Source organism: Shewanella saliphila (genome assembly GCF_014648295.1).
GTDB classification, from domain to species: Bacteria; Pseudomonadota; Gammaproteobacteria; order Enterobacterales; family Shewanellaceae; genus Shewanella; species Shewanella saliphila.
Genome location: NZ_BMQV01000034.1, coordinates 1 through 22,427 on the forward strand (window position 1 = coordinate 1; position 22,427 = coordinate 22,427).

Annotated in this window: 20 protein-coding genes; 6 read left to right on the forward strand and 14 right to left on the reverse strand. The window is 41.2% G+C overall.

Annotated features, from left to right (window positions below; all coding sequences use genetic code 11):
* Positions 1-143: 143 nt before the first annotated feature.
* Both dsbB and nhaB read right to left on the reverse strand, forming a co-directional pair.
* A complete protein-coding gene (gene dsbB, locus IEY48_RS14615) occupies positions 144-653 on the reverse strand; it encodes a disulfide bond formation protein DsbB (RefSeq protein ID WP_188921581.1) in 510 nt (169 codons plus the stop codon).
* Between the two features lie 118 nt (positions 654-771).
* Complete coding sequence (gene nhaB / locus IEY48_RS14620; protein WP_188921583.1) at positions 772-2,364, reverse strand: sodium/proton antiporter NhaB; 1,593 nt, start codon at positions 2,362-2,364, stop codon at positions 772-774.
* Between the two features lie 588 nt (positions 2,365-2,952).
* Between nhaB and fadR the strand changes: the two genes are divergently transcribed.
* The gene (gene fadR / locus IEY48_RS14625; protein WP_188921585.1) at positions 2,953-3,672 is read left to right on the forward strand and encodes a fatty acid metabolism transcriptional regulator FadR; all 720 of its coding nucleotides are present in this window, start codon (positions 2,953-2,955) and stop codon (positions 3,670-3,672) included.
* Between the two features lie 100 nt (positions 3,673-3,772).
* Here the strand turns inward: fadR and IEY48_RS14630 are convergent, their stop codons facing one another.
* From IEY48_RS14630 to sodB, 4 genes are all read right to left on the reverse strand, one after another.
* Positions 3,773-5,314 carry a SpoVR family protein gene (locus IEY48_RS14630; protein ID WP_188921587.1) on the reverse strand — a complete coding sequence of 514 codons (1,542 nt, stop codon included), beginning with the start codon at positions 5,312-5,314 and terminating at the stop codon, positions 3,773-3,775.
* A gap of 9 nt (positions 5,315-5,323) precedes the next feature.
* Positions 5,324-6,592 (reverse strand): YeaH/YhbH family protein, encoded by a 1,269-nt coding sequence (locus IEY48_RS14635; protein ID WP_188921589.1) that lies wholly within the window; start codon positions 6,590-6,592, stop codon positions 5,324-5,326.
* A 56-nt stretch (positions 6,593-6,648) separates the two neighbouring features.
* Positions 6,649-8,583 carry a PrkA family serine protein kinase gene (locus tag IEY48_RS14640; protein WP_188921591.1) on the reverse strand — a complete coding sequence of 645 codons (1,935 nt, stop codon included), beginning with the start codon at positions 8,581-8,583 and terminating at the stop codon, positions 6,649-6,651.
* Positions 8,584-8,882: 299 nt separating this feature from the next.
* A complete protein-coding gene (gene sodB, locus IEY48_RS14645; RefSeq protein ID WP_188921593.1) occupies positions 8,883-9,467 on the reverse strand; it encodes a superoxide dismutase [Fe] in 585 nt (194 codons plus the stop codon).
* 421 nt (positions 9,468-9,888) lie between these two features.
* Between sodB and grxD the strand changes: the two genes are divergently transcribed.
* The gene (gene grxD, locus IEY48_RS14650) at positions 9,889-10,230 is read left to right on the forward strand and encodes a Grx4 family monothiol glutaredoxin (protein ID WP_011637214.1); all 342 of its coding nucleotides are present in this window, start codon (positions 9,889-9,891) and stop codon (positions 10,228-10,230) included.
* 100 nt (positions 10,231-10,330) lie between these two features.
* Here grxD and IEY48_RS14655 read toward each other — a convergent pair whose 3' ends face one another.
* A complete protein-coding gene (locus IEY48_RS14655) occupies positions 10,331-11,560 on the reverse strand; it encodes a uracil-xanthine permease family protein (RefSeq protein WP_188921595.1) in 1,230 nt (409 codons plus the stop codon).
* A 517-nt stretch (positions 11,561-12,077) separates the two neighbouring features.
* Between IEY48_RS14655 and IEY48_RS14660 the strand changes: the two genes are divergently transcribed.
* Together IEY48_RS14660 and hda are read left to right on the forward strand one after the other, a co-directional pair.
* On the forward strand, positions 12,078-13,175 hold the full coding sequence (locus IEY48_RS14660) for a DUF2066 domain-containing protein (RefSeq protein ID WP_188921597.1): 1,098 nt from the start codon (positions 12,078-12,080) through the stop codon (positions 13,173-13,175).
* 85 nt (positions 13,176-13,260) lie between these two features.
* Complete coding sequence (gene hda, locus IEY48_RS14665; RefSeq protein WP_188921599.1) at positions 13,261-13,971, forward strand: DnaA inactivator Hda; 711 nt, start codon at positions 13,261-13,263, stop codon at positions 13,969-13,971.
* A gap of 123 nt (positions 13,972-14,094) precedes the next feature.
* On the opposite strand, the gene IEY48_RS14670 is transcribed toward hda, so the two are convergent.
* The 4 genes from IEY48_RS14670 to bepA all read right to left on the reverse strand — a co-directional run bounded on the left by IEY48_RS14670 (position 14,095) and on the right by bepA (position 18,503).
* Positions 14,095-16,044, reverse strand: a complete 1,950-nt coding sequence (locus IEY48_RS14670) for a PKD domain-containing protein (protein ID WP_188921601.1) — start codon at positions 16,042-16,044, stop codon at positions 14,095-14,097.
* Between the two features lie 158 nt (positions 16,045-16,202).
* A complete protein-coding gene (locus IEY48_RS14675; protein ID WP_188921604.1) occupies positions 16,203-16,580 on the reverse strand; it encodes a DUF2069 domain-containing protein in 378 nt (125 codons plus the stop codon).
* Positions 16,581-16,591: 11 nt separating this feature from the next.
* Positions 16,592-16,948 carry an arsenate reductase (glutaredoxin) gene (gene arsC / locus IEY48_RS14680; protein WP_188921606.1) on the reverse strand — a complete coding sequence of 119 codons (357 nt, stop codon included), beginning with the start codon at positions 16,946-16,948 and terminating at the stop codon, positions 16,592-16,594.
* Positions 16,949-17,033: 85 nt separating this feature from the next.
* Entirely contained in the window at positions 17,034-18,503 is a 1,470-nt protein-coding gene (gene bepA / locus IEY48_RS14685) for a beta-barrel assembly-enhancing protease (RefSeq protein ID WP_188921608.1), read from the reverse strand.
* 127 nt (positions 18,504-18,630) lie between these two features.
* On the opposite strand from bepA, the gene IEY48_RS14690 reads away from it, so the two are divergent.
* Together IEY48_RS14690 and IEY48_RS14695 are read left to right on the forward strand one after the other, a co-directional pair.
* Positions 18,631-18,852 carry a sulfurtransferase TusA family protein gene (locus IEY48_RS14690; RefSeq protein WP_188921610.1) on the forward strand — a complete coding sequence of 74 codons (222 nt, stop codon included), beginning with the start codon at positions 18,631-18,633 and terminating at the stop codon, positions 18,850-18,852.
* 28 nt (positions 18,853-18,880) lie between these two features.
* Positions 18,881-19,960, forward strand: coding sequence for an AI-2E family transporter (locus tag IEY48_RS14695; RefSeq protein WP_188921612.1), 1,080 nt, complete (start codon positions 18,881-18,883; stop codon positions 19,958-19,960).
* A 117-nt stretch (positions 19,961-20,077) separates the two neighbouring features.
* Here IEY48_RS14695 and IEY48_RS14700 read toward each other — a convergent pair whose 3' ends face one another.
* The 3 genes from IEY48_RS14700 to can form a co-directional block, all read right to left on the reverse strand.
* Complete coding sequence (locus IEY48_RS14700) at positions 20,078-20,326, reverse strand: DUF2897 family protein (protein ID WP_188921614.1); 249 nt, start codon at positions 20,324-20,326, stop codon at positions 20,078-20,080.
* A 57-nt stretch (positions 20,327-20,383) separates the two neighbouring features.
* Positions 20,384-21,121 carry a 3-deoxy-manno-octulosonate cytidylyltransferase gene (kdsB, locus tag IEY48_RS14705; RefSeq protein WP_188921617.1) on the reverse strand — a complete coding sequence of 246 codons (738 nt, stop codon included), beginning with the start codon at positions 21,119-21,121 and terminating at the stop codon, positions 20,384-20,386.
* 590 nt (positions 21,122-21,711) lie between these two features.
* Complete coding sequence (gene can / locus IEY48_RS14710; protein ID WP_188921619.1) at positions 21,712-22,326, reverse strand: carbonate dehydratase; 615 nt, start codon at positions 22,324-22,326, stop codon at positions 21,712-21,714.
* Positions 22,327-22,427 lie beyond the last annotated feature (101 nt).

Here is a 22,427-nt window from a genome sequence, read left to right on the forward strand (position 1 = left end):
CTAGCGCGGAACTCATCGTGGAGCGGGTGGTAAAGCACCTAATGAAGACTCCGAATACATTAGCGCAAACCAACCTCGTTATCGAAAATATCATTTGCAATAACGAGGCGGACCATACATTTTTGTTCATCAATTGGGATAAGTTACTTTGCCGGTTTTAAACACGGAACAAGCATGGCTAACCAAATCACCGCATAAATAACAAAACACACCATCATCCATTGTGCCATGCTCACCGACAGCCAAGTCCAGGGTAAATCACTGCACATACCTGTAGGTGAAAATACTGAAGGTAACCACACATCTAATGGCATAAAGCTTGGAAACTCAGGGTAAAAAGAGCATGTCGCAAAAGGAGATGGGTTTACCTGCATGTCGTTAAGCTCAGAGGCTAATCGAAATCCCCATACAGAAGAGACAGCCCAACTCACTAACCCTACAAAGCGAAAAATCCACAGTTTAGGTTTTAGCATGCCAATCACTCCGGCCAAGATGAGGCCCAGAACGGCAACACGAACATAAATGCACATAACGCAGGGAGCTAAATCCATTACGTACTGAAAAAACAGTGCTGCAAGTTCTAACACGACACCTGATAGGGCAAGCAAGCCCCAAGATAAACGACCACGACAAAAACGTTGTAAAACAGACAAGTGCTGCTCCTTGCATTTTAAACATAAAAAAACACCCTCAATTGAGGGTGTTCAAATGGGCAGTGTCGACTTTAAGATAAATTATCTATTAAGTCCATTCCCCTGAGGGGCTACCGTATTAATGGCCGCTAACCATACCGCCCAAATCTTTCGCCGAATGGTGAATAATTAAGTGGGTATCGTATAGTGATTGGGTCATATCGGTTAAGAAACCGGTTTCAATTGCCAGCACACCGACGATTGATAATACAATGGTGTACGGTAATGCCATCCACACCATACGACCATAAGAGAGTCGAATAAGTGGTGCAATAGCAGAGGTTAACAAGAATAAAAATGCTGCTTGGCCATTGGGCGTGGCAACCGACGGTAGGTTAGTACCTGTGTTAATTGCTACAGCAAGCAAGTCGAACTGATCGCGAGTAATTTGACCGCTTAATAGCGCCGATTTAACTTCATTAATGTAAACCGTACCTACAAACACGTTGTCACTCACCATAGACAGTAAGCCGTTAGCAATATAGAAAATCACTAACTGCATATTGCCTTCATAACTCAGTGCCCATTGAATTACTGGCGCAAACAAGCCTTGGTCAATAATTACACCGACAATCGCAAAAAACACGGCTAATAATGCGGTAAATGGCAGGGCTTCTTCAAACGCTTTACCCAGCGCGTGTTCATCTGTTACGCCATTAAAGGCCGTTGCTAAAATGATGACAGATAAGCCAATTAAGCCAACAGAGGCTAAATGCAATGCTAAACCAACAATTAACCACACACCGATTAAGGCTTGAATGACCAATTTCATTTTATCTTGGTTGGTTCTGTGCGAGTCTTCGTGCGCAGCATAATCCGTTAAAATACGATGTACTGCATCAGGTAACTGCGCGCCGTAGCCAAACCACTTGAATTTTTCAACAAGGAAACAGGTTAAAATACCTGCAGCCAGTACTGGCATTGTCACTGGTGACATACGTAAGAAGAACTCACCAAACTGCCAATGGGCTTGCGCTGCAATGATTAAGTTTTGCGGTTCACCCACCATGGTACACACACCACCTAAGGCCGTACCAATACCAGAGTGCATTAATAAGTTACGTAAAAAGGCTCTAAATGCTTCTAATTCATCATCATTGAGTTGCCCAGATGATTCTGATGTATGGTCATGGCCATCGTTATCACTAAAGCTCTTGCCTGAGGCCACTTTGTGATAGATAGAGTAGAAACCCACCGCGACCGCAATGATAACCGCAATAACCGTTAAGGCATCTAAGAAGGCAGATAGAAATGCTGATGCGGTACAAAACATCAATGACACGACAATTTTTGAGCGTACTTTAGTGATCATCTTGGTAAATACGAACAGCAATAGCTGTTTCATAAAGTAAATACCTGCAACCATAAACACTAAGAGTAAAAGTACTTCTAAGTTCGCTTCAATTTCATGCAGTACTTGCGTGGGGGATGTCATTCCAATCATGACCGCTTCAATCGCGAGTAATCCACCCGGTTGTAATGGATAACATTTTAATGCCATCGCGAGGGTGAAAATAAATTCTACGACCAAAACCCATCCAGCGACGAATGGACTAACGTAAAAGAACAGCAGGGGATTGATGACTAAAAATGCCAAAATTGCATATTTGTACCACTTAGGCGAATTACCTAAAAAGTTAACAAACAGCGCCTGACTCTTGGTTGCCTGCATTGCAGCCTCTCCAGTATTGTTAATGTGACAGTATTGGTACCATTTTTGATAACAAACAACACATCGTTAATTTCAACAAGTTTGGGAGAATAGAGGCAAGTTCATATTTAAAACTTGATGAAAATCAATATTTCATTAATTTTCATTAAACCCTAGGCACGTCATTGGTATAAAACAGCCTGTTTTTTTGTTGTAAAATAGCGAAGTATTGCCTTAACAAACAATGCGTTAATTCACCTATTAAATTGGTGTACGCGATATGGCCATTAAATTTGCCGTTAGTGTAGCGTAAGTAAAATCGAATTGTAATCTCGTTGCTTGGGCAAATAATCATACATCGCACTAACAAAACAGCTACATGAGTATATACTAAACTTGGTCGATTTTATCGAGTAAAATCGCCATATTACGATGATTCTAGTGGCGTAATGTGAGCTTTATTCAATAAATTAAATTAGAGTGATTTTCTGCAGGTTAAAAATTGTGCTTTAAAAGTATTGTGAATAAACAATGGTTTTTATTTTCTACCGCTCTGGTATGATCAGTGCAATAGTTTCGCCATTGTTTAGCAATAGGATATGAAGGCTAATGATCATCAATGCCAAAGGCCCAGCAAGTTTTGCTGAGAAATACATTGTTCGTTCCATTTGGGAAAATAAGTTTCCACCCGGATCCATTTTACCGGCAGAACGTGAGCTTTCTGAACTCATCGGTGTCACTCGTACTACGTTACGTGAAGTACTTCAGCGTTTAGCACGCGATGGTTGGTTGAAAATTCAACATGGTAAACCAACCCAAGTGAATAACTTCTGGGAAACCTCAGGACTGAATATTCTCGAAACCATTGCCGATTTAAACCCAGATGGATTCCCATTATTGGTTGATCAGCTTATGTCCGCACGTGGCAATGTCAGTAACATTTATTTTCGAGCATCGATTAGACACAATCCAGATAAAGCGATTGCCGCTTTAGCAGGGATTCATTCGTTAGAAAATGATGCAGAAGCTTATGCTGAATTTGATTATCAATTACATCACACCTTGGCTTTTGCCTCTGGTAATCCTTTATATGTATTGATATTAAATGGCTTTAAAGGCTTGTATAACCGAGTAGGCCGTTTTTATTTTCAGAGCCAAGAAGCACGAGAGTTAACCATGCGTTTTTACGTTAAACTCGAGCAACTCGCCAAAGATAAAAACTATGCCGATGTACCTGCATTAATGCGTAATAATGGCATTGAAAGTGGTAAGTTATGGCAAAAATTGCGTGATGACATGCCTGCTGAAATTGGTCACGACAATAGCTAAATCATTAGCTAATAATGACACAGATATTGATGTAGACATCGATTAAGATATTGTTCAGTGAAATAAAAAAGCCAATCGTTTAACGATTGGCTTTTTTGATTTATGCGATAACATCGTGTGAAGGGATATTCTCCTCTGTCGTTTCAGGACAACTTGAAATGACTTTTATCATGCCCAGTTCATCCACTTGTTCTAAGCTCACATGAAAGCCCCATAAGCGATGTAAGTGTTTTAGCACCTCTTGATGATTGTCAGCCAGCGGGATGTTATCAAATGGAATGTAACGTAACGTAATAGAACGGTCACCATTAACTTGCACTTGTTGCACTTGAATATTGGGCTCAATATTGGATAAGTTATACTGCTGCGACATGATACTACGAATGTCTTGATAACCTTGTTCGTCATGAATCGCTGAAACCGCTAAGTGACTGCGTTTTTCATCGTCTAATATGCCAAATAATTTAAAATCTCTAATGACTTTAGGGGATAAATATTGGCTAATAAAACTCTCATCTTTAAAGTTTTGCATCGCAAAATGCACTGTTGTTAACCAATCACTTCCGGCGATATCAGGAAACCAATGACGGTCTTCATCCGTTGGGTGTTCACAAATACGTCTGATATCGACAAACATGGCAAAACCAAGAGCATAAGGGTTAATACCATTGTAATACGGGCTGTTATAAGACGGTTGCGCAACGACAGCGGTGTGACTTTGCAAAAACTCGAGTATAAAGCGGTCGCTGACTTTTCCTGTATCGTACAGGTGGTTCAAAATGGTGTAATGCCAAAATGTGGCCCAGCCTTCATTCATGACCTGAGTTTGCTTTTGCGGGTAAAAATACTGCGCCATTTTTCGTACAATTCTCACCAGCTCACGTTGCCAAGGGGCTAATAATGGAGCGTTTTTTTCAATGAAATATAAAATGTTTTCTTGCGGTTCCTCAGGGAATACCTTGTCACTCTTTTGCGGTGCCTGTTGTGGTTGAGTGGGTATCGTGCGCCACAAGTCGTTCACTTGGGTTTGCAGGTAATCTTCACGTTCTTGTTGGCGAGCCTGTTCTTCTTTAAATGACACTTCAACAGGGCGTTTATAACGGTCCACGCCATAGTTCATTAAGGCATGACACGAGTCGAGGGTTAATTCTACTTGCTCAATACCGTATTTGACCTCACATTCCCGAATGTAATTTTTGGCAAACACTAAATAATCAATAATGGAGCTGGCATCGGTCCAGGTTTTAAATAGATAGTTATTTTTAAAAAAGCTGTTATGTCCATAACATGCATGGGCCATAACAAGTGCCTGCATGGTGATGGTGTTTTCTTCCATTAAGTAGGCAATACAAGGGTCTGAGTTAATCACAATCTCATAGGCAAGGCCCATTTGACCGCGCTTATACCCTTGCTCGGTTTCAATAAAACGTTTACCAAAAGACCAATGTGTGTAACCAATGGGCATACCAATGCCGGCATAGGCATCCATCATTTGTTCGGCGGTAATGATCTCTATTTGATTAGGGTATGTGTCTAATTTAAAAAACTCAGCCGCGTTGGCAATTTCGTGTTGGTACTTTTCCAGTAAGTCGAATGTCCATTCGGGTCCATCATCCAACGGTTTACGGGTTGCTTTAACCATGATTGCCCCCTATACAGCTTGTTTTTTAAAGAGTTCGCGAAATACCGGGTAAATGTCTTCGACTTCACGAATGTGTTGCACAGCAATATTATCAAATTGTTGCTGCAGGTCCTGGTACTGATTCCATAAGGTTTGATGGGCTCGGTGGGTGATTTCGATATAACTGAAATAACGCACTTTGGGCAAAATATGGTTAGCCAATAAGTCATGGCAATGGGGCGAATCATCGGACCAATTATCTCCATCAGATGCTTGCGCTGCGTAAATATTCCACTCGTTTTCAGGATAGCGAGCTTGTTGAATTTCGTTCATCAGTTTTAATGCGCTTGATACAATGGTACCGCCGGTTTCTTGCGAGTAAAAAAACTCATGCTCGTCAACTTCTTTGGCTTGGGTATGATGACGGATATACACTACTTCCAGATTTTTATAGCTGCGGGTTAAAAACAAATACAGCAATATATAGAAACGTTTGGCGATATCTTTGGTGGCTTGATCCATCGAACCTGACACATCCATTAAGCAAAACATCACCGCCTGACTGGACGGCTTTTCACGCTTTGCATAATTGTTGTAACGTAAGTCGAAGGTGTCGATAAACGGCACATTGGCGATTTGTTTTTTGAGCTGTTCAATTTGCTCTTTTAACGCGAGTATTTTTTCTGCTTGGGAGCCCGGCATATCTTGTAACTGCTCAAGCTCAGCCTCTAACTCCTTAAGCGCGCGTTTTTTACTGCCTGACATCGCAATACGGCGGGCTAGGGACGATCGCAGTGAACGAACAATATTAATATTGGCTGGCACGCCGTCATTGGTAAAACCCGCTCGATAGGTTTGATACTCAACCAACTTATTAAGGCGATTATTTTGTAAGTTAGGTAGCTCTAGGTCTTCAAACAGCAGTTCTAGGTATTCATCTTTTGAAATATTAAAGACAAAATCGTCATTACCTTCGCCGCTGTCTGAAGCGTCACCTTGACCCGCACCGCCTTGCCCGCCACCACGTGGGCGTTGTATTTGGTCGCCACGATTAAACTGATCATTACCCGGATGGACACGATTACGTTTACCACCTTGACCTTGTCTAAACAGTGGTTCACTTATATCACGGGTAGGGATACTGATTTTTTCACCTTTATCAATATCGGTGACACTACGACGCGTCACCGCATCACTGACGGCCTTTTTGATTTGTTTTTTATAACGTTCAATGAACCGCTGACGATTAACCGTGCTTTTTCCTTTAGCGTTGAGTCGTCTATCAATAAAATTTGCCATACGCCCCCCAAGTCAACGATCTGGCTGAGTAAGTCTCAGCCAGGGCTGGGTGTTGATTACGATGATTTTCGAACGCGTAAATACCATTCAGACAATAATCGGACTTGTTTCTTGGTATAGCCTTTCTCCATCATCCGATTGACGAAATCATCGTGTTTACGCTGATCATCATTTGAGGTTTTGGCATTGAACGAAATAACGGGCAATAAATCCTCCGTATTAGAAAACATTTTCTTTTCAATCACTGTGCGCAGTTTTTCGTAACTGGTCCACAAAGGATTATTACCTTCGTTGTTAGCTCTGGCGCGTAAAACGAAGTTAACGATTTCATTACGGAAGTCTTTAGGGTTACTGATGCCTGCAGGTTTTTCTATTTTCTCTAACTCAGCATTTAATGCACCACGGTCAAATAACTGACCGGTTTCAGGATCGCGATATTCTTGATCTTGGATCCAAAAGTCTGCGTAGGTGACATAACGGTCGAAAATGTTTTGACCATACTCAGAGTACGACTCAAGATAAGCGGTTTGAATTTCTTTACCAATAAATTCAACATACTTAGGGATAAGGTAACCTTTTAAAAACTCAAGGTACTTCTCGCCGGTTTCACTCGGAAATTGCTCTTGCTCAATTTGCTTTTCGAGCACGTAAAAAAGATGGACTGGATTAGCGGCAATTTCAGCGCTGTCAAAGTTAAACACCCGCGATAAAATCTTAAAGGCAAAACGGGTCGATAGCCCTTCCATACCTTCATCAACACCGGCGTAATCCCGATACTCCTGGTACGATTTTGCTTTTGGATCGGTGTCCTTTAAGCTCTCGCCGTTATATACCCGCATTTTAGAATAAATAGATGAGTTTTCAGGGACTTTTAAACGCGACAACACACTAAATTGCGCTAATGTCTCCAGCGTTCCTGGTGCACACGGTGCCATCGATAATTCAGAGTTGGCCAATAGCTTTTGATAAATGGCCTTTTCTTCAGACACCCTTAAACAATAAGGTACTTTGACAATATATACCCGGTCTAAAAACGCCTCGTTGTTTTTGTTGTTTCTAAAGGTCGACCATTCCGACTCGTTGGAGTGAGCCAAAATAATTCCATTGTAGGGCAGTGCAGATAAGCCTTCGGTACCGTTATAGTTACCTTCTTGAGTGGCGGTTAATAATGGATGTAACACCTTAATTGGTGCTTTAAACATCTCGACAAACTCCATTAACCCCTGGTTAGCACGGCACAGTGCGCCTGAATAGGCGTAAGCATCGGCATCATCTTGTGAGAAATGTTCCAGTTGTCGAATATCGACCTTACCGACAAGAGCTGAAATATCCTGATTGTTTTCATCACCGGGTTCGGTTTTCGCAATACCGATTTGGTCTAATACTGACGGATAGACTTTAACCACCCTAAATTTTGAAATATCACCGCCATATTGATGCAAGCGTTTTACTGCCCACGGAGACATGATAGTTTTGAGGTAACGCACTGGGATTTTGTATTCGTTTTGCAACAACTCGCAGTCTTCTTCAGGATCAAACAAACAAAACGGATGATCGTTAACCGGGCTGCGCATACCATCGGCACTGAGAATATAAATGGGCACTTGTTGCATTAATGCTTTGAGTTTTTCTGCCAGCGATGATTTACCACCACCTACAGGACCAAGGAGATAAAGGATTTGTTTTGATTCTTCTAAGCCTTGAGCTGAATGCTTAAGGTAAGCCACAATTTGTTCTATGGAGTCTTCCATACCAAAGAAATCTTTGAAAGCCGGGTAGCTGGCAATAAGTCGGTTGGAAAAGATACGACTTAAAACGGGGTTTTTGGCGGTGTCGACCATTTGAGCTTCACCAATTGCCATTAATAATCGTTCTGCAGCAGACACATAAGCGCTTCTGTCTTGCTTACAAATATCAAGAAATTGCTCTAAGGTGTATTCCTCGTCGAGTTTTTTCTCATAACGTTGTTGATAATGCTCAAAAATGCCCATGGTAACCCCCTCAAAACATACTGTAGTCTCACTTTTTAAAAGCCAGAGTGATGGGTGAGGATCTAGGTAATCAAGATGCTAGACCTATCCAGCTTATATTAGGCTTTACGACTAAAGTGTAGGACAGGCTAAAAGACTTCGCGAAGTTTTATTTAAAATAAATTAAACAAAAACAATGACAAACAATAGCATTTGCAATAGTTGCAAAAATAGGAGTAGTAAGAAAGTTTTATTTTCAATGAATGACGCACATAAAAAAGGAGCCGTATAGGCTCCTTAAGTTTGACTGTTAATTAAGATTAAGCAGCAAAGTTCTTGTTAACAAATTCCCAGTTAACAAGCTGCCAGAAGTGAGCTAAATACTCTGGACGTGCGTTACGGTAATCAACGTAGTATGCATGTTCCCATACATCTACCGTTAATAATGGAGTCACAGTTTCGTCAGTTAACGGAGTAGCAGCATTGCTAGTGTTAACGATAGCTAGAGAACCGTCAGCTTTTTTCACTAACCAAGTCCACGCGCTACCAAAGTTGTTTACTGCAGAATCTGTAAACTTAGCTTTGAATTCTTCAAAAGAACCGAAAGAAGCGTTGATAGCAGCTGCGATATCGCCAGTTGCTTCGCCGCCAGCGTTAGGCGCTAAGCAGTTCCAGTAAAAAGTGTGGTTCCAAACTTGAGCTGCGTTGTTGAACATGCCACCTGTTGAAGTTTTAACAACTTCTTCTAGCGTTTTGCTAGCAAATTCAGTCCCTTCAACTAAACCATTTAGTTTTACTACGTAAGTATTGTGGTGCTTACCGTAATGAAACTCGATAGTTTCTTGTGAAATGTGCGGTTCAAGTGCGTTCTTTGCATAAGGTAATGCTGGTAGTTCGAAAGCCATTAGTATCTCTCCATGGATTCAGGTTATCGTTTTTGTTTACCAATCAGGTAACATTGCTCTAGTGCTATTGTACTGATTATTTTTGTGATGTGAATCATTGTTTAGGGAATTAACGTTAGCGTGAGGTCAAAATTGCATAGCAAATGGCCCATAGTGTTTAAACTAACGCTTTTGTTACATTTTTAGGGATTAATGTGTTCTTTTTAACCGTTTTAATGCTTAAAAGGTTAATTAGCATATGATGACGTTAGTTTATGTGGCAATTATTTAAGTGTTGATTATGTTTAAGGTATTTTTATCTATGATATAGCCATTGATTTTATGGATTGTAAATAAACCTTACAATCTGTGGGATTTTGTTATTGGCTTAGGTGTCGTACAATAGATATTAAATGTTCAGTCGTCGTACTTAGGAAATCAAATGGAAACTGTAGAAAAGATTAAACAGCAAATTAGTGAAAACCCAATTATTGTGTACATGAAAGGTTCGCCTAAATTACCAAGCTGTGGATTTTCATCTCAAGTGGCTCAGGTGATGATCAACTGTGGTGAACAATTTGCATTTGTAGATATTTTACAGCACCCAGATATCCGTGCTGAATTACCTAAATTTGCTAACTGGCCAACATTCCCACAATTATGGGTAGAAGGTGAGTTGATTGGTGGTTGTGACATCATCACTGAGATGTTCCAAAAAGGTGAGCTTCAACCCATCATCAAAGCGACAGCTGACAAGTTCCGTACTGAAGACGCTGCAGAATAACCGTTTTTAGATGTGTGTTTATTTACACACAATGAAAAAAGCCCCAATTGCATAGTGCCATTGGGGCTTTTTGTTAACGCTTTAGTTGCTCACGCAATGTTTAGGCGTCTGCTTTATGCTTTTTAGCTGCGGGTAAAATCAAGTTCATTAAAATAGCAACAATACCGCACAAGCTGATGCCAGTTAAACTGAACGAACCGATACCAAATGCCATACCGCCAATGCCAAATACTAACGTCACACCAACAATACTGAGGTTACGGGCTTCGCTCAGATCTACTTGATGACGGATTAACGTATTTAAGCCTACCGCTGCAATCGAGCCAAACAACAAGCACATAATGCCACCCATGACCGGCACCGGAATGGTTTGCATTAATGCCCCCAGTTTACCGACAAACGCTAAAGTAATCGCCGTTACAGCGGTCCACGTCATGATGCGCGGATCAAAACTTTTGGTGAGAGTCACTGCGCCTGTTACTTCACTGTAGGTGGTGTTAGGTGGTCCGCCTAAAGCAGATGCAGCGATAGTGGCAATACCGTCACCGGTTAAGGTGCGATGTAAGCCTGGCTTTTTAAGGTAGTCTTTACCGGTTACATTTGAAATCGCCAAAATATCACCAATGTGCTCAACCGCAGGGGCAATGGCGACGGGGATCATAAATAAAATGGCGTGCCAGTTAAACTCCGGCGCAACAAAGTTAGGTACTGCCAACCAAGCAGCTTGACTGACGGGCGTAAAGTCAACAATCCCAAACGCTAAACTGACGCCATAACCCACTAAAATACCCGCAAGAATGGGCATTAAGCGTACTAAGCCTTTGGCAAATACAGCCACCAAAACCGTTGTCGCTAACGCAGCCAATGAGATAAATAGAGCGGTATTTTGTTCAACAATAACAAGGCTACCATCACCACTTTTGCCTAAGGCCATATTGACCGCAACAGGGGCTAAGCCCAAGCCAATGATCATAATCACTGGGCCAACAACCACAGGTGGTAATAAGGTGTGAATAAAGTCAGTGCCACGTAACTTAACCGTTAAGCCAAGTAGCATATACACAACCCCAGCCGCCATTAATCCACCCATAGTGGCAGGAATGCCCCAGGTTTGTACGCCATATAAAATTGGGGCGATAAAGGCAAATGAAGAAGCAAGAAATATGGGGACTTGGCGTTTGGTGACGAGTTGAAACAGAAGGGTACCGAAACCGGCAGTAAATAGGGCGACACTGGTGTCTAAGCCTGTGAGCAGTGGCATTAACACCAACGCACCAAAAGCGACAAATAACATCTGTGCGCCTTGAAGCGGAATTAACACGCGTTTCATATTTTTCTCCATCATTATCTAGGGCCTGTTAATCTTTGCTGGTTGAATTTTGTTCGAGTTGAAAACGTGTTAATCGAGGCGAATGGATTGATGCCTAGTCATCTAAGCAAAATTCATTCAACAAAGAGTAAAACGTTTTTAGCCGAACCCTTCGGGCAGCGTTTGTTGGCCATTTTTACTGCGTTATCGACTTTTTATGTAGAATAACTACACCTCGAAGTCTCTGCCGCGCATTTGTAAATGTGAATAATGGCCAGCAATTCACTGCAAAAACAACCTTGAAAGGTCAACAGTCCCTAAGAGTAGGCGTGTGATTAAACGGCGCGAATTGTCACATAAAACCGGTTAATTTCATAACCTGTATTAGGACTGTGTGGCGATTATAGTTATTTGATATCGCTACAATACTTGGTCAAATTGACCTTAGTGTTATCGGGCTGCTAAAAAGAGTTTTCGTTATCCATTTTTTATTATGATATAATTTTATTACTTATATTTGCTGCGTTTATGTTACCAGATGCTGAAAAAACTAATTAATCTCATTGTGTTACCTCTCATTACGTTAACTTCAATTTCAATTGTGCAAGCTGCTGAAGTCGGCAAACTCAATGAAGCTGATATTGCGGTGAGTTCACGTGCAAACGATGTTAAAAGCAATGCATTAAAAGAAGCCCTTGCCGCGGTGTTTTTAAAGAACTCCGGTAGCCCAAGTGTGGTATTAAATCCTTTGATTAAAGCGCAGATAGATGAGCCAGAAGTCATTTTGACTCAATATGGGTATTTTGAACAAAACGGTGACTTGATGCTTAAAGCCAGCTTTGATCATCAACGCGTTATTGAAAAACTCCGCCAAGCAGGGTTACCCGTGTGGGGAAGTCAACGTCCTTTGACCTTAATGTGGCTTTCTGTTGATGATAACAGTGAACCTACTATTCTTGCCGATGCCTCACAATCAGATATCCGTGATGATTTAGGCCAGCAATCTGCCAATAAAGGCATACCCGTTATGTTGCCGGTGATGGATTTAGATGATGTGATGGCGGTTACAGTCAATGACGTTCGTGGCCGTTTTACCGATAGCGTTTTTATTGCTTCTGCCCGTTATCAATCTGATTACTTTGCTATCGCCAATATTGAAAATCAAGGCTCTAGGGTGCTGTTTTCAATTAGCCTATTCAACAAAGTGAGAACCAATGGCGTGCTTCAGCCCTTGGTAGCACAACAAGGTGAAGTGAGTGATAATCAACAAGCAATAAAACGGATGATGAATATTTTAGCTGATTATTTCATCAGCCAATATGCTATTGCATCAACGGGCAGTAATGCTGCAACAGAGGTGAGTTTTAGCGGGTTAAGTAATATGACTCAAGTGGTTAATGTTGAAGATTATTTACGTCAGTTAAGTGCGGTTAAATCAATTAGTTTAAGCCAGTTTAAAGGCAGTACAGCAACCTACAGCGTTTCGTTGTTTAGCAATATTAATGATTTACAGCGTTTGCTGAATATTGATAACCGTTTATCACAAATTGATACCATGGGTAGCGTTGAGTCATTTTATCAACAGCAAACAGAAGCTACCCAACCCACACTTATGTATCAGTGGTTGGGCCAATAACCTTATCAATGGTGGCGCTTTGTATTTACAGAGCGCTTACATGTATAATGACCTTAGTTCGTTTTTGATTTTGAGACCTATCTGAGTGACACAAAACTCACCGAGACAATTATCTTTACCCGTTTATTTACCTGACGATGAAACCTTTCAGAGTTATTACCCTGCGTCGGGTAATGATGAGCTGATCCAAAAGCTTCAAGCCAGTGCTGAAGGTAAATTAACCTCTTCGTTATATGTCTATGGTCCTGAAAAATCAGGTCGTACCCATTTAATGCATGCCGCTTGTGCCCATGCAAATGATTTAGAACGCCGCACTTTATATATCCCACTTGGGATCCACGCCAGTATTTCGCCAGCACTTTTTGAAGGGCTCGAATCATTAGAGCTTATTTGCATTGATGATGTTGAAGCCATTGCCGGTCATCCTGTGTGGGAAGAAGCTATTTTTCATCTGTATAATCGTATTGCAGAGCAGCAAGATTGTCGTTTGATTGTCAGTGGCAATGCATCGCCGTCAGAGGCGGGTTTTGTTCTGCCGGATTTAGTCTCGCGTATGCAATGGGGATTAATTTATCAATTACAGCCAATGGCAGATGATGAAAAGCTCGCTGCATTACAACGCCGCGCCGCAATGCGCGGTTTGCAGTTATCTGATGAAGTAGGGCGTTTTTTGCTTACCCGTATGGCACGTGATTTACGTACTTTATTTGACGTGCTCGATAAGCTTGATAAAGCCTCGATGGTACATCAGCGTAAATTGACGATTCCGTTCATTAAAGAAATGCTTAGGCTATAAATCACGCTTGTCTATGCTGCGAACACACAGTCATACATTGTAAATGACAATAAAAAACGCCAAATGAATTCATTTGGCGTTTTTGTTTATCTAAATAACCTGAACTCAGGTTAAATACAGTGACTAATGTGCATGTTGGTCGCCACTAAACTGCAATGGTCGATTATCAATGACAGCACTATCAGACTGGTTAGAGACTTTTTGTGGTGATTTAGACTGATCTACTGTTAAGACTAAATTCTGTGCCCAGGTTTGGCCTTTCACTAACGCAACAGGCTCTGGTAAACCGTCCATCACGAGTTGGGTGTTAATATCAGGCAGCATTTGACCGAGAACGTAGCTGGCGCGATCGCGCAACTCAGCCTGTCCAACTCGGCCGCGTTGTCCCCATTCCACGGTTATAGTTGAGCTTGTTTGTACATCAGGTTTATCTGTAATGGCGATATCGCGCAAAATGCCGTAGCGATGGCTCATCATGATTTCTTCAAACAACATGGCAACATCTTCACGTGTTGACGAGTAAGCATAATCATCATTAGCTAAATCATTGGTAAAAAACTCAGCGACATCGCTGGGGGTATAGGCTTTTTGAGTACTGTTTGCTGATTCCCCTGCGTAATTAACCTCTGCTAGGCCATACATTTCATCGCTGAGCAATGGGTAACGCATCTGAAGTTGTCTAGATGTCATATCATCTGAAGCAAAACGACGGTCAAACTCTTCTCTTAGGCTTGGCCCTTGCAGTGTGGCATGAATACTTTGCGGGTAATAGTCATTGGCATGAGCCAGTTCATGGTACATGAGCCTGGCAAAATTAGCAGACATGTTTTCCATGGTGCGGTTGATACGGTTATCTTTTTCTATGTACTCACTGGCATAATCGTTATCTTTAACATAACGATAAGGTGAAAGGTAATTCAGTTCTTCACCATAGTTACTGCGATAATCTGGGGTTTCATTAATGGTGTCCCTCTGAGCTGGTGTTAGCCATAAATATTCTGGATCAATATAAATTGCACCAATGTAACCACTGTAAAATGAAGGTCTGATATCGTAACTGATAATAATCGCTGTTACTGATTGTAATAGTTCAACAAAGTCATTGTTTGTTTGTGCGCGGAGGTAAGTTTCAAAGCTCTTTCCCATCCAATCATGCGATACCACGACTCTGTCCATAATGGTATCAATCGGGTCCGGCTGGCTGTCTTGGCTAATAAATGGCAGCTCATTGAGAATATTACATGAAGCGACTTGTTGGTTAGAATAAGTACAGTTGACAAGATTATCTGCATAGGCAGAATCTGCTTTGTACGGATAAACCCGTGCAAGCGGATTAGTAAAGTAAGCGTTTGATGGCGTCGCAGTTTCTTTTGTGACAAGTAAATGTACATCATCACTGATTGTTTGGCCGTCAAAGGTCGCTGTGGCTTTTAGGCTAATAAGTTGGTCGCTGTTTACATCTGGCGCGTTAAACAGTGGTCGATTAGTGTCAGTTAAATCGACACTGGTAAAACCTACGTTGTCGATATTTGGGTACATGCACCAACTTATATCTGTGGGCACTTGGCCATTTATATTTTGAATTCTTAAACTTGCATCTGTATTGGCCACCATTTGATGATCATGGTTAACCCGTAAAATATTATCAGCAGAGTCAGCAGTTATTGACACTATCTCTTCATAATTGTTCGAACCGCCTGTCACTGTCACTTTAAAACTGTAGTTATCGTTACTACCTGGTGTAAAGGCTAATACAGGGCTATTGACTGAGGCTAATTCAAGGGTAGGGCCTGAGATTTGTTGCCATAGAAACGTACGGCCAGCGCTGTCTTGATCGGCTATAGATGCGGTAATACTGCCAGGCCTATTAACGGCATAATCTTGTTCAACGATAAACACCAGTTCAGAACCGGTGGATACTAAGCTTGTGTTTGAATCATCGCTACAGATCTCAAAAGCCGAAGAAGATGGTATGTCTGTTGAGTGATTATCGGAAGAGTCACTGCCACAAGCTGTGAGTACGATGGTGCTGGCTAAAAGGCTGTAAAGGCTTATATTACGCGGTACATTCATTAAACGACTCCATGTCTATTGATTGACATTATTGTTTGTGGTTATTTTTATACAACATCTTGTTAACAAACAAATGTAGCATGCCGTATTGTGGTAACGCAATAAACAAAAAAGCACCATAAGGTGCTTTTTAATAAAACCATTTAAATGCTAAGGCTCTATTTTTGTTCAGATTTTTTCTTTAACCCTAAGCCTAATTCACGGCCGCGTTTGCGGGCATAGAAAGGAAAGGTGACCAGTAAAATACAAATCAAAATGGATTCTATTAAGGCAAAAATGAATGCGTCAGCGGTGATATAAGCCAAGGTTAAGCCATGCAGTAAATACACACATAAAATAAAGCTGGCCCAGGCATAGGTGTATGGGTTACCGGTAATAATACCCTTTAGCGGAAAGAGTAATGGGACAATCCAAATTAGACTAAAACCAAGTGAATAAGTGCCATTTAAGCCTTGTTGTATAAACCAGCCACTAAGTAGCAAGAGTAGAGCAAGGTAACCAATACGGCTGAGTTGGAACAAGGTTTGTGTGGTCATTATGTTACTCGTTACAGAATAGATAAAACATTTTCAGGTGGACGGCCAATGGCAGCTTGATTATTAGCCAGTACAATTGGGCGCTCAATTAACTTTGGTGTGGCGACCATTGCGCTAATCAGTTGCGCTTCCGTCAGTGCTGGGTCTGCTAAATTTTGAGCTTTATATTCGTCTTCTTTGGTGCGCATCATTTCGCGGGCGCTAACACCGAGTAACGATAAAATATTATTGATTTCAGTTTCGCTAGGCGGTTGTTTTAAGTACTCAACGACAGTGATGTCTGCTCCGTTTGCTTCTAATAATGCAAGTGTCTCACGGCTTTTTGAGCAACGAGGGTTGTGTAGAATAGTCGTTTTAGTTTTTGTCATGTTTATTTTCCGTCATAAAAAATGGCAAACAATACGTTTGCCATTATTCTATCAAAAAATTATGCGTAAAGAGATACAGTTATACTTACTTAAACTGGTCCATTTCTCTGTCAGCTTGTCTGAACTGTCTTATCCGGGCTTCAATTCGGGCTAATTGCAAGGTTTTGCCTTCTGAGTAACGGTAAGCGTAGTTAAGTTGGTCAATCGCACCTTGATAGTTTGCAGTCAGTGCCATTATTTCAGCATTGCTATAATACTCTAATGCTTTGTTATCAAGCTTGCGGTATGCATCGGACATAATTTGATAAGGCAGCATGTTTTGCTTGTCTAAAAAGATGGTTTCTTCCAGCAATGGAATAGCTTTAGTAGGTTGATTTGCCTCAACATAAATGTTGGCAAGGTTAATATTAATCACTTGTGACGTAGGTTTTAATTTACGCTGTGATTCTAATAGCGCAATGGCTTGTGGGTAAGCCTTTTTTTGAGCCAATAAGTCGGTTTTAGTGTCGATATAGAACAAATTATTGTCGTCTTTTTTCAGTAGCTCATCAATGATGACTTCTGCCTGTTCAAACTTTTCTAAGCGAAACAATGCCAAGGCTTTACCGTAAAGCGCGGCATCTTTATGGGTATATTCACGTTTTTTTAATTGCTGTTCAAATAGAGACAGTGCCGCATCATCACTAAAGCTTGAGAATCGAACTTGAATTCGCGCCTTAGCCAATTGGTACAGTAAACTATCTGGAACATGCCGTTCGGGATATTGAGCTGCACGGTTACGGGCTTCTGTTATTCGAGATTCAGGTAATGGGTGAGTTAATAGCATTTGTGGCGGAGTGGTTGAAAAACGGTAACGTACGGCCAATTGCCCAAAGAATGTCGCCGCAGCATTAGGGTCAAAACCGGCATCAACTAAAATCTGCATTCCAATGCGGTCGGCTTCTTTTTCGTGGAGTCGGGTGTAGTTAATTGACGATTGTGTCGCAAGGGCTTGAGTTGTTGCCAGTGCTGCTATACCCACTTGTGGCGCCGCAATAGTCAGTAATATCGCGCCTAGCATTCCTGCAATAGTTGCTGTTGAGCTTTTTTGTTGTGCTTCAAGCGAGCGCGCTAAGTGTCGCTGTGTCACATGGCTAATTTCGTGGGCTAATACTGAGGCGAGTTCACTTTCATTATCAGCATTTAAAAATAATCCGGTATGCACACCAACATGGCCACCAAAAAAGGCAAACGCGTTAATTTCATCATTACGCAATAAGAAGAAATAAAACGGGGTTTTAACGCCTGTTGCGTTAGCCACCAGTTTATTACCGAGCTCGGATAAGTATTGGCTTAACACCGGATCGTTTAATACTGGTGTACTTGAACGAATAACTCGCATGTAGGCGTCGCCATACACGCTTTCTTTTTCTAGACTGAAGGTATTAACGGCTGCGGTGCCAAGATCTGGAAGGTCGTTATTGGCAAAGCTATGGGCAATACTACCCGCCAACACAATACTGATCGCTGTGGCTGTTAATGCTTTAGAAAAACTTGATAATGATAATTTACGCAAGCGAAACCTATAATGCTAAATGAGTCGTAAGTTCTTGGCTTAACGCACAAGTTGGTTTTGCAACATCGCTTGTGGTTTAGTGTTCAAGCTAGGATAATAGCCCTAGAATGATTAAAGCAAGTTCATAATGATTTTTATTGATTTAACCCCATATTCTTGCCCTTATCCTTTAGTCAAAGTGAAACTTTTACTAAAGCAGATGCAAGTGGGTGAAACCTTACATGTTTTACTCTCTGACCATGGCTCACGCCGAGATGTTCCCTTGTTAATGAAAAAAATGGGTTTTGGTATTGAAATCGTCACTGATGAGTCGCATTGTTTATCCGTGATTATCACCAAAACAAACTAATTTAGCGTTTTAATATAAAGGTTGTTCAATGCTGTCATTTTTAACTGAATGGTACAAAAACCGTTTTAGCGATCCCCATGCCATTACGTTGATGTTTATTATTGTTGGTATTGGTTTGGCGTTGTACTTTGGTGCCGGGTTACTTGCGCCTTTGTTGATTGCGCTAGTATTGGCATTTTTACTTGAGTGGCCAGTGGCGCAGATGTCTCGTTTAGGGATTAGCCGTACCGCTGCAGCCAGTATTGTATTAGTTGCATTTTTAGGGTTAATGCTGATTTTAATGTTAGGCCTAGCCCCAAGCATTTGGCGTCAAGGTGTGTCATTGGTGGCAGATTTACCCACTATGATTGATAAAGGGATGTCAATTGCCAAAGGGTTAAGTGCCGAATACCCGCAATTTATTAGTGCAGCACAACTTGATTCTATGATGGAAGAAATCAATAAAATGCTCGATACCCAGCATTTACTTGATTTAGGTAAGCAAATTTTAGGCTATTCAGCATCATTATTAGTGCTGATGGTTTACGCGATTTTAGTGCCTTTGTTAGTGTTTTTCTTTTTAAAAGACAAAGACCAATTATTAAAAGGCAGTAAGCGTTTTTTCCCGGATAATCGTGATTTAGCCAGAAAAGTATGGCTTGAAATGGACCAACAAATTTTCAATTACATTCGTGGCAAGGTCATTGAGATTGTGATTATTGGCGTAGTTAGCTATGTGGTTTTTGCATTGATGGGTTTACGATATTCAGCCTTATTAGGCGTATTAACTGGTCTGTCTGTACTTATTCCGTATGTAGGGGCAACCTTAGTGACCCTTCCTATTGCGTTAGTGGCGTTCTTTCAATGGGGGTTTAGCCCTGAATTTGGCTATTTGATGCTGAGCTACGGCGTTATTCAAGCGCTCGATGGTAATGTGTTGGTGCCATTATTGTTTTCTGATGCGGTAGATTTGCATCCTGTGGTTATCATTGCTGCGGTGCTAGTGTTTGGTGGGCTGTGGGGCGTATGGGGCGTATTTTTTGCCATTCCATTAGCCTCGTTAGTTAAAGCGGTTTTAAATGCCTGGCCTAACGCTGAGTCACCTAAAATGACCCTAGACAGTGAATAAGCATCAAGCGACTATTTCTAACACATAATCGGTTATCAATCATCGCGAATAAATAAAAAACGCTAGCAAGTTAACTTGCTAGCGTTTTTTATGGCACTATTTTTCGTGAATATTTATCTATTCACTTTTAGATTTACTGTCTGTGATATCAGTGTTGTTATCACTTGTTGAATCATCTAAGTCTACCGGAGTGGTTGAGTCGTCTTGCGCTTCATCTTTGGGCTTTTCTGATGATTTACCCTCTTTAGGATCGCCAAATTGCGGCATTTTAAATTTAGCCGAGTACTTAAGTACTGCAAGATTACTGGCAATCACACCTAAGACTAAAATGATGATCAGCCAAACTTCATAACCTTCTAAACTCATGTGTCACTCCAGTCATGTTGCGCTACCTTGTCTAATCTCAGCAGCGCGGTAATGGATTTAGCTTGTTGCTAAGATACGTTCACACTTTTCAATATCATCAGGTACGTCAACTTCAGGTGCATTGTAGTGACTGATCACGACTTTAATTTTGTGTCCATTTTCTAAGGCACGTAATTGCTCAAGTTTTTCAATGTCTTCTAGTCTGCCTACCGGTAACTTGGCAAAGGCATTAATAAAGCGTTTGGTATAAGCATAGACGCCAATGTGTTTATAAACAGGGTGGTCTTTAATATCACGGCCAAATGGAATACACGCGCGCGAGAAGTACAATGCATTGTAGTCGTTATCAAATACCACTTTAACGTGCATTGGGTCGTTTAATTCTTTATCTTCGGTAATTTGAAACCCCAGCGTTGCCATTTCAAATTCACCTGGCTGTTGCTGAAATAAGCTCACCATTTGTTCAATTGAACTTGGGTCAATAAGCGGTTGATCACCTTGTAAATTAATCACTAAGTCGTCTTCACCTAAACCTAAACGTTCAATAGCATCGTTAATACGGTCAGTACCAGATGCGGCATCTGGATCTGTCATGACCGCTTTACCACCAAAGGCTTCGACTGCATTTTTAATTCGATCATCATCAGTGGCAACAAAGATATTGTCGATACCTTTTGCCAATGCAGCACGTTCATACACGCGTTGGATCATAGGCTTACCCGCAATGAGGGCGAGGGGTTTGCCTGGAAAACGGCTTGAGCCATAACGTGCTGGAATGATAAGAGTAACGTTCATTAAATTAGCCCTACTGTTTGTAGACAATATTTATTGAGGATAAACGACACCTCAATAATAGAATATGTTGTGAGTTAACCGCAGCTTGGGTTAGCAGATGAAATTTATTATATACCCAAACAACCTGAAGATGCTCGATTTCAGCAAGAATTTACACGCGTTTAGACAAGGCATTGATTGCGGGTAATGGTTATTCCCTTTCCAAAATCAATAACGCAGCATAAACGCGTGTAAAACTTGCCCTTTGGGAGTTTCACCGAGCTTCCCTGATTATTAAATCAAGAGCGTTGTTACGTTAACTTATAAGGTACCTACATTACCGCATTAACGCGCCTAGTATTGAAAACACGGTGAAGCTCTGAAACACGGATCTTCAAGTTGATTGGGTACATACAAGGTAATATTTTAATCTGCATCTTTCGTTAATTCATCCCGACATCAAGGGGCTGGATGTTTAAAAAACGAGCGGTTGATGTTGTTTTATCGAAAAGTTAACCCGTAAGCGTTGACGGTTTACATAAACAAAAGCCTGCAAAATATCCGTTTAATTAGATAATGCAGGCCAGTGTGAGATTATTTTACTCGGATATTTACGGAATATCTCTACCATGGACACGGTCAACTGTCACATCTAAGTCTGTCAGTAAACCATTGTCGATACCGTAAATCCAGCCATGAATGGCAACATCTTGGCCGCGGTCCCATGCTTCTTGAATAATATTGGTCGACACCACGTTTGATACTTGTTCCATGACGTTTAGTTCGCATAAACGATCAAAACGCTGTTGCTCTGTCATCGGTTCAAGAGCGGTATAGTGAATACGATGAATGTCACGAAGGTGTCCTAGCCAATTATCAATTAAGCCAAAGCGCTCTTTACCCATTGCGGCACGCACACCACCACATCCATAGTGGCCTACCACCATAACGTGCTTTACTTTGAGTACATCGACGGCATATTGCAACACAGATAAGCAGTTTAAGTCGGTATGAATCACCATGTTGGCAATATTACGGTGAACAAAAACTTCACCGGGTAATAAGTCAATAATTTGGTTTGATGGTACCCGGCTATCCGAGCATCCAATCCATAAGTATTCTGGGGTTTGTTGTTTAGCGAGCTGTTCAAAAAAAGTCGGATCTTCTTTATTGATCCGTTCAGCCCACCGGCGATTGTTATCAAATAATGGTTTAAGAAGTTTCATTGGCGCTCTGATTTTTGACTAGGTTGCCGGTGACGATTCACAGGCAATATGAAATTTTGTAACGAGTATATCAGCAATGTAGATGGATCTGGTCTATCCAT

Excerpts from the sequence above, each read along its gene's own strand:
- nhaB (WP_188921583.1), bottom strand. The coding sequence starts at position 2,364 with ATGCAGGCAACCAAGAGTCAGGCGCTGTTTGTTAACTTTTTAGGTAAT.
- fadR (WP_188921585.1), top strand. The coding sequence starts at position 2,953 with ATGATCATCAATGCCAAAGGCCCAGCAAGTTTTGCTGAGAAATACATT.
- IEY48_RS14630 (WP_188921587.1), bottom strand. The coding sequence starts at position 5,314 with ATGGTTAAAGCAACCCGTAAACCGTTGGATGATGGACCCGAATGGACA.
- IEY48_RS14635 (WP_188921589.1), bottom strand. The coding sequence starts at position 6,592 with ATGGCAAATTTTATTGATAGACGACTCAACGCTAAAGGAAAAAGCACG.
- IEY48_RS14640 (WP_188921591.1), bottom strand. The coding sequence starts at position 8,583 with ATGGGCATTTTTGAGCATTATCAACAACGTTATGAGAAAAAACTCGAC.
- sodB (WP_188921593.1), bottom strand. The coding sequence starts at position 9,467 with ATGGCTTTCGAACTACCAGCATTACCTTATGCAAAGAACGCACTTGAA.
- grxD (WP_011637214.1), top strand. The coding sequence starts at position 9,889 with ATGGAAACTGTAGAAAAGATTAAACAGCAAATTAGTGAAAACCCAATT.
- IEY48_RS14655 (WP_188921595.1), bottom strand. The coding sequence starts at position 11,560 with ATGAAACGCGTGTTAATTCCGCTTCAAGGCGCACAGATGTTATTTGTC.
- IEY48_RS14660 (WP_188921597.1), top strand. The coding sequence starts at position 12,078 with ATGCTGAAAAAACTAATTAATCTCATTGTGTTACCTCTCATTACGTTA.
- IEY48_RS14670 (WP_188921601.1), bottom strand. The coding sequence starts at position 16,044 with ATGAATGTACCGCGTAATATAAGCCTTTACAGCCTTTTAGCCAGCACC.
- IEY48_RS14675 (WP_188921604.1), bottom strand. The coding sequence starts at position 16,580 with ATGACCACACAAACCTTGTTCCAACTCAGCCGTATTGGTTACCTTGCT.
- arsC (WP_188921606.1), bottom strand. The coding sequence starts at position 16,948 with ATGACAAAAACTAAAACGACTATTCTACACAACCCTCGTTGCTCAAAA.
- IEY48_RS14690 (WP_188921610.1), top strand. The coding sequence starts at position 18,631 with ATGATTTTTATTGATTTAACCCCATATTCTTGCCCTTATCCTTTAGTC.
- IEY48_RS14695 (WP_188921612.1), top strand. The coding sequence starts at position 18,881 with ATGCTGTCATTTTTAACTGAATGGTACAAAAACCGTTTTAGCGATCCC.
- IEY48_RS14700 (WP_188921614.1), bottom strand. The coding sequence starts at position 20,326 with ATGAGTTTAGAAGGTTATGAAGTTTGGCTGATCATCATTTTAGTCTTA.
- kdsB (WP_188921617.1), bottom strand. The coding sequence starts at position 21,121 with ATGAACGTTACTCTTATCATTCCAGCACGTTATGGCTCAAGCCGTTTT.
- can (WP_188921619.1), bottom strand. The coding sequence starts at position 22,326 with ATGAAACTTCTTAAACCATTATTTGATAACAATCGCCGGTGGGCTGAA.